Consider the following 11,866-nt stretch of genomic DNA (forward strand, 5'->3'; position numbering starts at 1 on the left):
AACAATTACCTTCGGGTCGCCCCGGGTGTCTCATATGCCGAATATACTAGTAGGGCAGAAGCGGAATGGCTTTCGCGCGCTTGCGTCAACTTCGCAAGTAAGCCGAGCTTGGTTGTGAAGATGGCGAAGTCCGTGCTAGCCCGCGCTGGAAGGCGGCCGCGGATTCGGCTGATGAAGCCGACAGAGGCGCATCGATCGGATAGAGGCGATGCGCCGCCGAAGTAAGGAGCGCCCGATGAACATCCTGGCAATCAACGGAAGCCCTAAGGGTACACGAAGCAACACTTGGCGCTTGACCAGCGCTTTTCTTGATGGAATTGTCGCTCAAGAGGAGAACGGTCGCAAGCAGGCGCCGGAGATCGAAACCCTTAGCGTCAGCGCGCTCGATATCAAGCCTTGCCTGGGCTGCTTTTCCTGTTGGAGCAAGACGCCGGGCGAATGTTGCATCCATGACGACATGCAGGCGGTCATCGAGAAGATCTTATGGGCCGACATCGTCGTCTGGAGCTTTCCCTTGTATTACTTTGGGCTGCCCGGCCAGCTGAAGAACCTGATCGACCGCCAGCTTCCCATGTCGCTGCCCTTTATGAGCGCGGAAACGGAAAGCGGCGGGCATCCTTCCCGCTACGATATGAGCGGCAAGCGCACGGTGGTCATCTCGACCTGCGGTTTCTACACGGCAAAGGGCAACTATGATTGCGTGACCAGCTTGTTCGATCGGCTTTGCGGGAAGGACGGCTACGCGGCGATCTTCTGCGGGCAGGGCGAACTGTTCAGGGTGAAGGAGCTGGCGGATCGCACTGACGAGTACCTTTCCTGGGTTCGGAAGGCCGGGGAGGAGTTCGCTTCCGGCAAGGTTTCGAGGGAAACCCGCCGCAAGCTTGAGCAAAACCTGTTCCCGCGCGATATCTTCGAGGCGATGGCTGATGCCAGCTGGGGAGTGGGCGAATCGGGCGAGAAAGAGGACCCCAGCCTGGTGTTTACTCGGCAGATGGCGGCCTTGTATCGCAAGCAGGCATGGCCGGGGCGGGATATCGCGCTCGACATGAACTATACCGATATCGACAAGACCTATCGCATCGTCCTCGGGGAAGGTGGAAGCCGTGTCGAAACGGAACCCGCCGAAGGCTTCTCTGCGGATTTCACCACGCGCATCAACACGCCTTTGGCCGTTTGGCGCTCGATTGCTAGCGGGGAGATCGCCGGCGACGAGGCGCTCATGAAGCACCTGTACTCGGTTGAAGGCGACTTCGACCTGATGATCCATTGGGATGATTATTTCGGCGCAGCGAACGTTGCGGATGCCGGCGAAATGGATGCTGGCGAATCGGGCGCCGTTGCGGGTGAAAGCCTTACTGCGGGTGCGAACGCAAGCGAGCCGAAAACCAACATGTTGTTGCTTTTGATTCCCTGGATCGTGTTTTGGGTTGCGGCTGCGATCGATGGCTTCTGGGGAAGTCTGATCAGCATAGCGGTATCCGTCTTGCTGCCTGTCCTGATGCAGCGGACGAAGGCGACCGTGTACGACCAGATCTCGGCACTGGCGGTCGGCGTTTGCTCCATCGCGTTGCTAGCGGGAGCGTCTTCTACCCTGATCATTTCAGCGTCGTATTTCCTGTTCGGGGCGTTGTGGACGGCTACTTGCTTCTTCAAAGTGCCGCTGACCGCGCACTACTCGAAGAACAGCTACAACGGGGAAGCGGCGTTGCGCAATCCGATCTTCATGAGGACGAACCGCATCCTGACCGCGGCATGGGGCGTGCTGTACTTGATTACGCCCATCTGGACGTACTTCATCATGCAAACGGATGCAGCCAGCTTCGTCGGCGCGATTAACTCCATTCTTCCGGCGCTGATGGGCGTGTTCACCGCCTGGTTCCAAAAGTGGTATCCCCGGCACATCGCGCGTGGGTAGCCGAGATTTGGGAGTCGGGGAGCCATGGCAGCGCCCTTGAGACTACCTTGCCCGTGCGTGTACCTGCGCTTTCGTCTGAGAGCGCAGGGCGCTTCTCGGTCTATTGATAACAGTTGCGGGTAGTTTCGAGCGGATTCTCCCCGGCGCATCCGCTTTGCCGGGAAATGAGGCCTCTCAGGAAATGAAAAGGCCATCGGCTTGAGCCGATGGCCTGGTGCTTCATGGTGCCCCAGATACGATTCGAACGTACGACACCCGCTTTAGGAGAGCGGTGCTCTATCCCCTGAGCTACTGAGGCGCGCACATCATTGTAGCATTAAACCTTTTGGCTCGATGCTCGCACATGCCAATATCACGGGTTAAGCTTCGCGGCTGCTACGCCCTCGCGAACTCAAGCAGCTGCGTAGGGTCGGAGATGATCGCGCCCGCCTGGGCCCCAACCAGGGTGCTCGCCGGGTTGTAGCCCCAGTCGACGCCGATCGCGTATGTTCCGGCATTGTGGGCAACGCGCATGTCGCCGGCCGAGTCGCCCACATAGGCGGTGCGCTCGGGAGCGCTGCCCAACTCGCGGATGGTTCGCAGCAAGCCGGTGGGGTCGGGCTTGCGGGGAATGCCTTCGCATTCTCCATGTAGCACCTCGAAAAGGTCGGGGAGGAATCGCGGGATGACATCCTTCACGCCGCCCTCGTATTTGTTCGAGAGCACCGCAAGCTTGCATCCTCGCGCTTTCAGCTCGGCCAGCGTCTCAGGCATATGCGCGTAATGGCGTGTGCGAGCATGCCCGGTTTGGGGGTACAGTGCCTTCCAATATTCAAGCGCCTCGGCGCACACGGCGTCAGGGGTTCCTTCGGGAAGGGCGCGATAGATCAGGCGTTGCGCGCCGTCGCCCACGAAGCTGTGGATAGCAGCGTCGGTGTGGGTGGGGTAGCCGAAATGAGCGAGCGTTTCATTGGTGACGTGGATGAGGTCGGGCATAGTGTCCAGGATCGTTCCGTCCAGGTCGAAGATGAACGTGTCGAATACCGGATGCGATTCGGTCATCGTTGCCTCCTGAAAATGAAAACGACGGCTCTCGGCCGTCGTTGATGATCGATGGAGCGGGTGACGGGACTCGAACCCGCGAATGCGAGCTTGGGAAGCTCGTGCCTTACCACTTGGCGACACCCGCATACTTGGCAGGCGCTCCTTGCCATACCGTGTGGGCATTATAGCCTAAAACGCGCGAATGAGGATAGGGAATGGTAAACGCATGCGAAATTCCCCACACCTAGGCATTGGCAACGCGATTGCACCGAATCATGAATGCGGATCGAACTGCCAATCAGGGGCTTTGCGCGGGATGGCGATGCTTGTCGGATCGAACCGCTCGAACAGCAGCTTCTCCGGCGTGGTCTCAAGCGCATCCGCAAGCTCTTCGACCATCGAAAGGCGGACATTCGCCGTGCCTTTCTCGATCTTGTTGAGCTGCGGCCTGCCGATGCCGACCATGGCGGCGAAGCAGGTCTTGTTGATCCGGCCCCGTTCACGAAGGCGCTTCACGTTGCGGCCGAGCGTGACGGCCATCTTCGGCTCGTCGCTCGGCGTATTCGCCAGCTCATCGATATGTGGGGCGGAAGTCTGCATGCATCGAGCGTAACGGCAGGGTTACGCAACGCTGTAACCTGGCGGTTACGTTCCAGGAGATTTTTTCAAGAAAAGGAAGCGTTGCGACCTATATATAGGAGCGGGATAGCGCGAGCTCCCGTGAACACCCTGTTTCGGCCGCATGCCATTTTTATGGTTGTCAATCTGGGATGATACAATGCACGATGATTAATTGGGGCTTGGTGTGCGATTGTGAGTCGTTCGTCAAGCCGCTGAAGGAAAGTTGAAATCGGGTAGCGTAGGCACCATGCCGGTGGGGAGCCGCATGGAATCTGTGCGGTGCGGAAGAAGGTAACGCAGGCCCGAACGGACTGCTGTGAGGAGATCTTGCATGGCATTCAAAAAGAACCGCCGTCCCCAAGCGAACGATCCGCTAGCTTCCCAGGTGCCCGCCGGCTACCGTCCGGCGTTCACTCCCGGCTCCCAAGGTCCTGGCGCAAACAACGCGTTTCGCAATCAGGCGGGCGCGTCGCAGTATTCGCGTTCGAACCCGCAGTATTCGGCGCAGCGTTCGCGCAAGTCTGCCAAGGGCAAGAAGATCGCCCTTGGCGTGTGCTGCGCGCTGATCGTCGCTCTTATCGGATGCGGAACCGCGTTCGCCGTTTGGTACAACAACGTGAACAGCCAGCTGAATACGGGCGGTAAAACGTCCGAGGAGTTGGAGAGCATCAACGAGCAGTTGGTTAACTCCAGCTTCAACGAGCCGTTCTACATGATGCTGATCGGCTCGGATAAGCGCGAGGGCGATGACGAAGGCGGCGCACGTTCCGACACGAACATCGTCGTGCGCGTCGACCCGACTTCCAACCAGGCAACGCTCGTGTCCATTCCCCGTGACACCATGATCGATATCGACGGCTACGGCACCAACAAGTTCAACGCTGCGTACAATTACGGCGGCGCTGCGGCGACCATCCGCGAGGCAACCCAGCTCACCGGCGCCAGCATCTCGCATTATGCCGAAGTCAACTTCGAGGAGCTGGTCAGCCTGGTCGACGCCGTCGGAGGCGTCGACGTCATGGTCGACGAGCGCATCGACGATACCGACGCCGACAACACCACCGATCACCCCGAGAACCCGCGCGTCATCATCGAGGCCGGCGAGCAGCACCTTAACGGCGAGCAGGCCCTGGTGTTCGCGCGCAGCCGTGCCTATGTCGACGGCGACTTCACGCGCACGGCCAACCAGCGAAAGCTCATCCAGGCTCTGGTGGACAAGGTGCTGGCCCTGCCCGTCACCGAGCTGCCCGGCGTTATCCAGGCTGCGGCCAAGTGCGTCACCACCGACTTGAAGGTCAATGACATCATCTCGCTGGCGCAGCAGTTCAAAGACGATGGCGATCTGGTCATGTATTCCGCCATGCTGCCTTCCGTCACCGGCTACGTCGACGGCGTTTCCTATGTGTTCGCCGATGAGGACAAGGTCACCGAGATGATGAAGGTCGTCGACCAGGGCGGCGATCCTAGCGGCATCACCGGCTCCACCAGCAAGCTTGCGCAGAAATATGGCGCCGGCTCCTCTGCTGGCGGCTCTTCCACGGGCGGCACCGCTACGAGCAGCGGGATGTATGCCGGCAATGACTACGATACGGGCGGCGCATCTGCTTATAGCGGCGGTTCCTCCGCAAGCGGAACCGGCTTTTCGTCCTACTATGGCGGTGCAACGGGTGGTGCCACGGGCGGCTATGCTGATACGTCGTCCAGCGTATCCGGTGCCGGGACGGGCTACTCCGGAGCGGCATCCACCAGCGGTTCTGCTGGCTCGTATGGCGCGGGCGGCTACGCATCAGGTGCGGGAACCGGCGGCTATGCAGCGGGCACCGGCGTAGGTTCTGCCTACTAGCGCTTTCCTTGATCTTCAAAGGGATGCAGTTCAAAGCTGCGTCCCTTTTTGTTTCCCAATGAAAAGGCCCCGCAATCCGAATGAGATTGCGGGGCCTCGTGCGTTTGGCGATGGATAACGAGTTACTGCTCGGTGGCGTATCCATCGGGGTTCATGGACTGCCAACGCCAGCTGTCGGCGCACATGCGGTCAAGGTCGTACTCGGCGACCCAGCCCAGCTCGGTGCGCGCCTTGTCGCAAGCGGCGTAGTTGGTGGCAACGTCGCCGGCGCGGCGCGGCTTGATCTGGTAAGGGATCTCGTGGCCGCAGGCCTTCTCGAACGCGTGCACGACATCGAGCACGCTCGAGCCCTTGCCGGTGCCAAGGTTGAAGATGCCTACGCCGCGACGGCTGCCGTCGGCGGCCGCTTCGCCTTCCAGCGACCCCAGGCCCAGCGCCTTGCCGGTGCCCACTTTACCGCCCATCCATTCGAGCGCAGCCACATGGCCGCGGGCCAGGTCGACCACGTGGATGTAGTCGCGCACGCCCGTGCCGTCCGGAGTATCGTAGTCGTCGCCGAACACGCCGACGCACTCCAGCTTGCCCACGGCAACCTGGGCGACGTAGGGCAGCAGGTTGTTCGGGATGCCCTTCGGATCCTCGCCGATCAGGCCGCTCTCATGCGCGCCGATGGGGTTGAAGTAACGCAGCAGCACGACGTTCCACTCGTTGTCGCCCACGTACAGGTCGGTGAGCACCTGCTCGAGCATGCTCTTGGTCCACCCGTAGGGGTTGGTGCAGTCATGCTTGGGGCACTCCTCGGTGATCGGGATGAACTCGGGCTCGCCGTACACCGTTGCGCTGCTGGAGAACACGATGTTCTTCACGCCATGGTTGCGCGCCACATCGCACAGCACCAGCGTGCCGGCGATGTTGTTCCAGTAGTACTCCAGCGGCTTCTGCACGCTTTCGCCTACTGCCTTGAAGCCGGCGAAGTGGATGATGGCGTCAACGTCGTTTTCGGCGAAGATAGCGTCAAGCGCTTCTCGGTCCAAGATGTTCTGCTTGTAGAAACGCAGCTGGGTATCGTCGGCACCGATTCCGCAGATCTTGCGGATGCGGTCGACGGCGATCTGGCTGGAATTGCTCAGGTCGTCCACGATGACCACGCTGTAGCCTCGCTGGATCAGTTCGACGCAGGTATGGCTGCCGATGAATCCGGCACCGCCCGTGACCAGGATGCTCAGGTCCTTCTGGTCTTTCGCCAGTCCTTTGTTTGCCATGAAAGCTCCTTATCCTTTGAGCAGGTCTTCCCTGTACGCGCAAGCGCGTTCTCATGGGCTTCATGGTAGCAGTCCGCCGGTCTCTTACAGGTAAAGAGTTTGAAAGCAACACGTGCGCATGAGCGCATCGAAGACGCCGGCAGCGTTCGTAGCTGATAAGCCGCCGTTCAGAACGAGTTCAAAGAATATTCTTGACCTAGAATAAACATGCCGCTATTCTATTCTCAGTTGGAGATAACAATTCTCGATATCTCCCTCCCCCTCGTTTCTCTCGTCTGACGCAAAGGCCGCCTCCCCCGCGGCCTTTCGTCATTTTTGGGGATATCGAAGCGGGGGTGCCTGCTGCGTTCCGAGGCTCCGATGAAGTAAATGCTAGGCGACCATTGATTTGCGGTTTGCGCAATCACCTGGCGCAATCATCCCCGCTTGTCCCCGAATTTCGGCAGCTTTTTCAGCAAAGCCCAGGCGATTTGCTTATCCTGGGGCGTTTGTAAAAGGGACCCGAAGTCAAGAAACGATATTGCGGTGCGGCCAAGCAGGCGGGTTGCCTTCCCGGAGGGAACGGCAAGGTGATACGCCTGCCCGAGGAGCGCGGCGCTTTTGCCGTCCGCGGCTACGATGCAGATCGGGTCCAAGCCCTCGATCAGAACGAACAGGGCCTGCTGGTCAAGATCGCCGGGCACGACGTATGTGCACGCATCATGCCCGTACCCCAAAGCCGCCAATGAACTGTTCAGCGCTTTTTCGGCAGCCTCCGAAAGCGGTTCGGAGCTGATGACGCAGCACAGCCCAGCGCGGGTGCCGCTCATGTACTGACCGAACAGCTCCCAGGTTTCGTCCAATGCGACCTCGTATTTGTTACCGCTCATGGTTTTTTTCACACCCGCTCTTGCCCTCGAAACGCGTTCGCCGTATAACCGAATCATACCAAGAACGCAAATAGCCGCGAACGGCGTGGAGCCATCGTCGCGGAAACAAAGGAGGACGTTATGTGCACTAACGGCATCAACACCGGTCAGTTCGAGATGATGATCGAGCAGATCGACGACCATTTGAAGCTCGAGCGCCGTTGGGCCCACACGCTGGGTCACAAGGCGGGCGACGCCGGCTATGAGAACGTTTCCAAGAAGCTGCACGAGGCGCAGGCGCTCATCGACGATGTGCGCGCGCTGCTCGACGAGGCGAAGGATGCGCTGGAAGACGATGCGGAGGCCGCCGGCGGCGTTACGGTCGAGCTGGTGTAGCCCGGTATGGCGAACGACCTGATGCGGTTCTCGGTCGCCATGCCTGAGGACCTGCTGGTAAGCTTCGATCGCCTGGTATCGCGACGGGGGCTGGCGAAGAACCGCAGCGAAGTGGTGCGCGACCTGGTCCGCGATGCGCTGGTCGAGGACGAGTGCGCGATGCCCGGCGTCGAGGTTGCGGGGTCGTTGACCATCGTGTTCGACCACCACGCAAACGACCTGCAGGAAAAGCTGCATGCCATCCAGCACGAGTACTTCGGCAACATCGTGTCGTCCATGCATGTGCACCTCGATGAGCACATGTGCTTGGAGGTCATCGTGCTGCGCGGATATACGGAGCTGGTTCAGAGCATTGCGAACTTGATCCTCGGAACCAAGGGCGTGCAAAACGGCAAGCTCGTGCTCACCGTCGCCGAACATCACCACGAACACCATTAAGCGATCGTCGGCCGTGCGGATCGAACGCCGTGCGGCCGTTCATATATATAAGGAGCAATGCAATGGATACTACGGTCATGCTCGGCCATGGCAGCGGCGGCACCATGATGAAGCGCATCATTGACGAGGTGTTCTTCGCCGCCTATGCAGGCGAAGAGCTTTTGCGCGGCGATGACGCGGCGGTGCTGCCCGCGCCGGCGCAAGGCGAGCGCCTGGCGTTTTCCACGGATAGCTTCGTGGTCACACCGCACTTCTTCCCGGGTGGCGATATCGGCCGTTTGGCCGTGTGCGGCACGGTGAACGACGTCGCCACCAGCGGCGCCACCCCGCGCTACCTGAGCTGCGGCTTCGTGTTGGAAGAGGGCTTCCCCATCGAGGACCTCAAGCGCATTTGCACCAGCATGGCCGAAGTGGCGAAGGAGGCTGGCGTGCACCTGGTCACGGGCGACACCAAGGTGGTCAACCGCGGTCACGGCGACGGCGTGTACATCAACACTGCGGGCATCGGCACGCTGCGCGAGGGCGTGAACCTGGGCGGCGCGCAGTGCAAGCCGGGTGACAAGGTGCTGGTCAGCGGCACGTTGGGCGACCACGGCATCACCATCATGAGCTGCCGCGAGTCGCTGTCGTTTAAAGCGGATCTGCAAAGCGATGCTGCGCCCCTGAACCACCTCATCGCCGAGGTGCTGGCGGCGGCGCCAGGCACGCGTTGCTTCCGCGACCCCACGCGTGGCGGCCTGGCTTCCACGCTCAACGAGCTGGCGTCGCAGTCCGGCACCGACATCACGGTGGAGGAGGACGCCGTCCCCGTGAAGCCCGCCGTGCAAGGCGCGTGCGATATGCTCGGCTACGATGTGCTGCAGGTGGCCAACGAGGGCAAGATGGTGTGCGTTGTCGCCCCTGAGGACGCCGACGCGGCGCTTGCGGCCATGCGCGCGAACAAGTACGGCGCCGATGCCGCAATCATCGGCGAAGTGTCCGAGGCGCAGCCCGAGCGCGGGTCGAAGGTCTTCCTGCGCACGGCCTTCGGCGGCACGCGCATCCTGGATATGCTGGTGGGCGAGCAGCTGCCGCGCATCTGCTAGACGCGTTTAGGCGACAACGGTTCGATCGGCCCCGCTTCTCCTCGAGAAGCGGGGCTTTTTGCGTGTTCGGCTGGAGCATTCGGTGACAAAACGGTCACGACGTGGGTGAAACGCCGTTGCGAAAGCGTCGTCGTAACCGCTCCCCGGGTATTTTCCTGATTCGTATTGCAATCATCGGCAGTAGTGGTATTGTGCCTGCATTGCTTAATTGGGGTATGACCCGGTAGCATTTCGCCGGGGCTTATAGACGAGAAGGAGTTACCATGGCACATCCGGTTATTGTGGCTGACGAGTGCATCGGCTGCGGCATTTGCGTTGACGCCTGCCCGCAGGAGGTCCTGGAGGTCAACGGTGGCGTTGTCGAGGCTGTGAACGAGGAGAACTGCATCGCTTGCGGTGACTGCGTCGAGGAGTGCCCCATGGGCGCCATTCCCGAGGTTGTCGAAGAGTAACCTCTGTCGTTGATCGCATTGAACGAGGCCCTTGCCTATATATAGGCAAGGGCCTCGTTGCGTATGAGGGTTCGATACGGGGGTCGGGCCGAGCTGCGAGGCGGGCTCGACCTTCTGCGTGCAACGGCCGAAACGTGCGCTGCGAAGACGGAAGGTCGTCTCCGGTGCCGGCGTTTGAGTGGGCGCGGGGTCTTGCGCCAAACGTCCTTTGAGGATCTATTGCATAGCGACTGAGATCCTGCAAGTTGCATCACATTCGCGATTAAGCCGCGATTCGGTGCCAGTATGGGTGTCGTTCTTCGGAGAAGAACATTATTTTCCCAGCTCAAAAGCTTGATAGAGAAATTTCAACCTATCTGACATTTTGGTGTTGACAAAACGTAACATTATATTTCTCAAATAACTTGACATGCCCAGACTTAGATTTTATAGTACGAATCGTTGGAAAAAGGCTAAGCCCTTAGAGCCTAGCCGCAGTACCTGATTTCGGTTACATAACTCCAAGTGAGAGGAAGCAATCATATGAGCAAGATTCTGGGTATCGACCTTGGCACCACCAACTCCGCCATGGCCGTCATGGAAGGATCCGAGCCCGAGATCCTCGTGAACGCCGAGGGCGACCGCACCACTCCGTCCGTCGAGGGCTTCCGCAAGGATGGCGAGCGCGTGGTCGGCAAGGCCGCTAAGAACCAGGCCGTCACCAACCCTGAGAATACCGTCTCCTCCGTCAAGCGCTTCATCGGCCGCTCCTTCGCCGAAACCCAGGCAGAGCAGGCGAAGGTCAGCTACAAGGTGCAGGCAGGCAAGGACGGCCGCACCGTCGTCGACATCGACGGTAAGGACTACACGCCCGAGGAAATCTCCGCAATGGTCCTGCAGAAGCTGAAGAACGATGCTGAGAAGCAGGTCGGCTCGCCCATCACGCAGGCCGTCATCACCGTCCCGGCATACTTCAACGACGCTCAGCGTCAGGCCACCAAGGACGCCGGTAAGATCGCCGGCCTCGAGGTCCTGCGCATCATCAACGAGCCTACGGCAGCTGCTCTGGCATACGGCCTCGACAAGACGAACAAGGACGAGAAGATCCTCGTGTTCGACCTGGGCGGCGGCACGTTCGACGTGTCCATCCTGGAGCTCGGCGACGGCGTCTTCGAGGTTGCCGCTACTGCAGGCGACAACCAGCTGGGTGGCGATGACTGGGATCATCGCGTCATCGATTGGCTGGCCGACAAGTTCGCAAAGGACAACGGCGGCATCGATCTGCGCAAGGACAAGATGGCCCTGCAGCGCCTGAAGGAAGCTGCCGAGAAGGCCAAGATGGAGCTGTCCAGCACCACGCAGGCCAATATCAACCTGCCGTTCATCACCGCTGACGCCACCGGCCCGAAGCACCTGGACTACACGCTTACCCGCGCTGAGTTCGAGTCCATCACCAAGGACCTTCTGGACCGTTGCCGCAAGCCTGTCGAGCAGGCGCTGCGCGATGCCGGCATGTCCCAGGGCGACATCGACGAGGTCATCCTCGTCGGCGGCTCCACCCGTATGCCCGCCGTGCAGGAGCTGGTGAAGCGCATGACCGGCAAGCAGCCGAACATGTCCGTGAACCCCGATGAGGTCGTGGCCATGGGCGCTGCCGTTCAGGGCGGCGTGCTCGCCGGCGACGTCGAGGGCATCCTGCTGCTGGACGTTACGCCCCTGTCCCTGGGCGTGGAGACCATGGGCGGCATCATGACGAAGATGATCGACCGCAACACCACCATCCCCACCCGCAAGACCGAGGTGTACTCCACCGCAGCTGACAACCAGACCTCCGTTGAGATTCACGTGCTGCAGGGCGAGCGCCAGATGGCCAAGGATAACAAGACGCTGGGCAAGTTCCAGCTGACCGGCATCCCGGCTGCCCGCCGCGGCGTGCCGCAGATCGAGGTCACGTTCGACATCGATGCCAACGGCATCGTGAACGTTTCCGCTAAGGATCTGGGC

11 protein-coding genes and 2 tRNA genes are annotated in these 11,866 nt (G+C 60.5%); 7 read left to right on the forward strand and 6 right to left on the reverse strand.

From position 1 onward, the window contains the following. Positions 1-235 precede the first annotated feature (235 nt). Entirely contained in the window at positions 236-1,915 is a 1,680-nt protein-coding gene (locus RDW26_RS05900; RefSeq protein ID WP_307982888.1) for a flavodoxin family protein, read from the forward strand. Positions 1,916-2,137: 222 nt separating this feature from the next. Here RDW26_RS05900 and RDW26_RS05905 read toward each other — a convergent pair. The 4 genes from RDW26_RS05905 to RDW26_RS05920 form a co-directional block, all read right to left on the reverse strand. Further along, a tRNA-Arg gene (locus tag RDW26_RS05905) sits at positions 2,138-2,213 on the reverse strand. Between the two features lie 77 nt (positions 2,214-2,290). Beyond that, positions 2,291-2,956, reverse strand: a complete 666-nt coding sequence (locus tag RDW26_RS05910) for an HAD family hydrolase (protein ID WP_307982889.1) — start codon at positions 2,954-2,956, stop codon at positions 2,291-2,293. Between the two features lie 52 nt (positions 2,957-3,008). Then, positions 3,009-3,083, reverse strand: a tRNA-Gly gene (locus RDW26_RS05915). 128 nt (positions 3,084-3,211) lie between these two features. Continuing rightward, positions 3,212-3,538 carry a helix-turn-helix transcriptional regulator gene (locus RDW26_RS05920; protein ID WP_307982890.1) on the reverse strand — a complete coding sequence of 109 codons (327 nt, stop codon included), beginning with the start codon at positions 3,536-3,538 and terminating at the stop codon, positions 3,212-3,214. Positions 3,539-3,890: 352 nt separating this feature from the next. On the opposite strand from RDW26_RS05920, the gene RDW26_RS05925 reads away from it, so the two are divergent. Continuing rightward, positions 3,891-5,402: an LCP family protein gene (locus RDW26_RS05925; RefSeq protein WP_307982891.1), complete on the forward strand. Its 1,512-nt coding sequence runs from the start codon at positions 3,891-3,893 to the stop codon at positions 5,400-5,402. Between the two features lie 122 nt (positions 5,403-5,524). On the opposite strand, the gene galE is transcribed toward RDW26_RS05925, so the two are convergent. Both galE and RDW26_RS05935 read right to left on the reverse strand, forming a co-directional pair. Next, positions 5,525-6,664, reverse strand: a complete 1,140-nt coding sequence (gene galE / locus RDW26_RS05930) for a UDP-glucose 4-epimerase GalE (RefSeq protein WP_307982892.1) — start codon at positions 6,662-6,664, stop codon at positions 5,525-5,527. Positions 6,665-7,080: 416 nt separating this feature from the next. Next, the gene (locus tag RDW26_RS05935) at positions 7,081-7,533 is read right to left on the reverse strand and encodes a hypothetical protein (RefSeq protein WP_303861491.1); all 453 of its coding nucleotides are present in this window, start codon (positions 7,531-7,533) and stop codon (positions 7,081-7,083) included. 120 nt (positions 7,534-7,653) lie between these two features. Here RDW26_RS05935 and RDW26_RS05940 point away from each other — a divergent pair, with 120 nt between their 5' ends. The 5 genes from RDW26_RS05940 to dnaK form a co-directional block, all read left to right on the forward strand. Beyond that, on the forward strand, positions 7,654-7,908 hold the full coding sequence (locus tag RDW26_RS05940) for a hypothetical protein (RefSeq protein ID WP_042432031.1): 255 nt from the start codon (positions 7,654-7,656) through the stop codon (positions 7,906-7,908). Between the two features lie 6 nt (positions 7,909-7,914). Beyond that, a complete protein-coding gene (gene nikR, locus RDW26_RS05945) occupies positions 7,915-8,346 on the forward strand; it encodes a nickel-responsive transcriptional regulator NikR (protein ID WP_042432029.1) in 432 nt (143 codons plus the stop codon). Positions 8,347-8,408: 62 nt separating this feature from the next. Beyond that, positions 8,409-9,431, forward strand: a complete 1,023-nt coding sequence (gene hypE / locus RDW26_RS05950; RefSeq protein ID WP_294415958.1) for a hydrogenase expression/formation protein HypE — start codon at positions 8,409-8,411, stop codon at positions 9,429-9,431. 263 nt (positions 9,432-9,694) lie between these two features. Then, entirely contained in the window at positions 9,695-9,883 is a 189-nt protein-coding gene (locus RDW26_RS05955) for a 4Fe-4S binding protein (RefSeq protein WP_042432023.1), read from the forward strand. 522 nt (positions 9,884-10,405) lie between these two features. After that, positions 10,406-11,866: molecular chaperone DnaK (gene dnaK / locus RDW26_RS05960; RefSeq protein WP_307982893.1), on the forward strand; the 1,461-nt coding region annotated here is incomplete at its 3' end.

The sequence above is a fragment of the uncultured Senegalimassilia sp. genome (assembly GCF_902464545.1).
Taxonomy (GTDB): domain Bacteria; phylum Actinomycetota; class Coriobacteriia; order Coriobacteriales; family Eggerthellaceae; genus Senegalimassilia.

Bases quoted from the DNA above. Each gene is read 5' to 3' on its own strand.
- RDW26_RS05900 (WP_307982888.1), top strand. From the start codon at position 236: ATGAACATCCTGGCAATCAACGGAAGCCCTAAGGGTACACGAAGCAAC.
- RDW26_RS05910 (WP_307982889.1), bottom strand. From the start codon at position 2,956: ATGACCGAATCGCATCCGGTATTCGACACGTTCATCTTCGACCTGGAC.
- RDW26_RS05920 (WP_307982890.1), bottom strand. From the start codon at position 3,538: ATGCAGACTTCCGCCCCACATATCGATGAGCTGGCGAATACGCCGAGC.
- RDW26_RS05925 (WP_307982891.1), top strand. From the start codon at position 3,891: ATGGCATTCAAAAAGAACCGCCGTCCCCAAGCGAACGATCCGCTAGCT.
- galE (WP_307982892.1), bottom strand. From the start codon at position 6,664: ATGGCAAACAAAGGACTGGCGAAAGACCAGAAGGACCTGAGCATCCTG.
- RDW26_RS05935 (WP_303861491.1), bottom strand. From the start codon at position 7,533: ATGAGCGGTAACAAATACGAGGTCGCATTGGACGAAACCTGGGAGCTG.
- RDW26_RS05940 (WP_042432031.1), top strand. From the start codon at position 7,654: ATGTGCACTAACGGCATCAACACCGGTCAGTTCGAGATGATGATCGAG.
- nikR (WP_042432029.1), top strand. From the start codon at position 7,915: ATGGCGAACGACCTGATGCGGTTCTCGGTCGCCATGCCTGAGGACCTG.
- hypE (WP_294415958.1), top strand. From the start codon at position 8,409: ATGGATACTACGGTCATGCTCGGCCATGGCAGCGGCGGCACCATGATG.
- RDW26_RS05955 (WP_042432023.1), top strand. From the start codon at position 9,695: ATGGCACATCCGGTTATTGTGGCTGACGAGTGCATCGGCTGCGGCATT.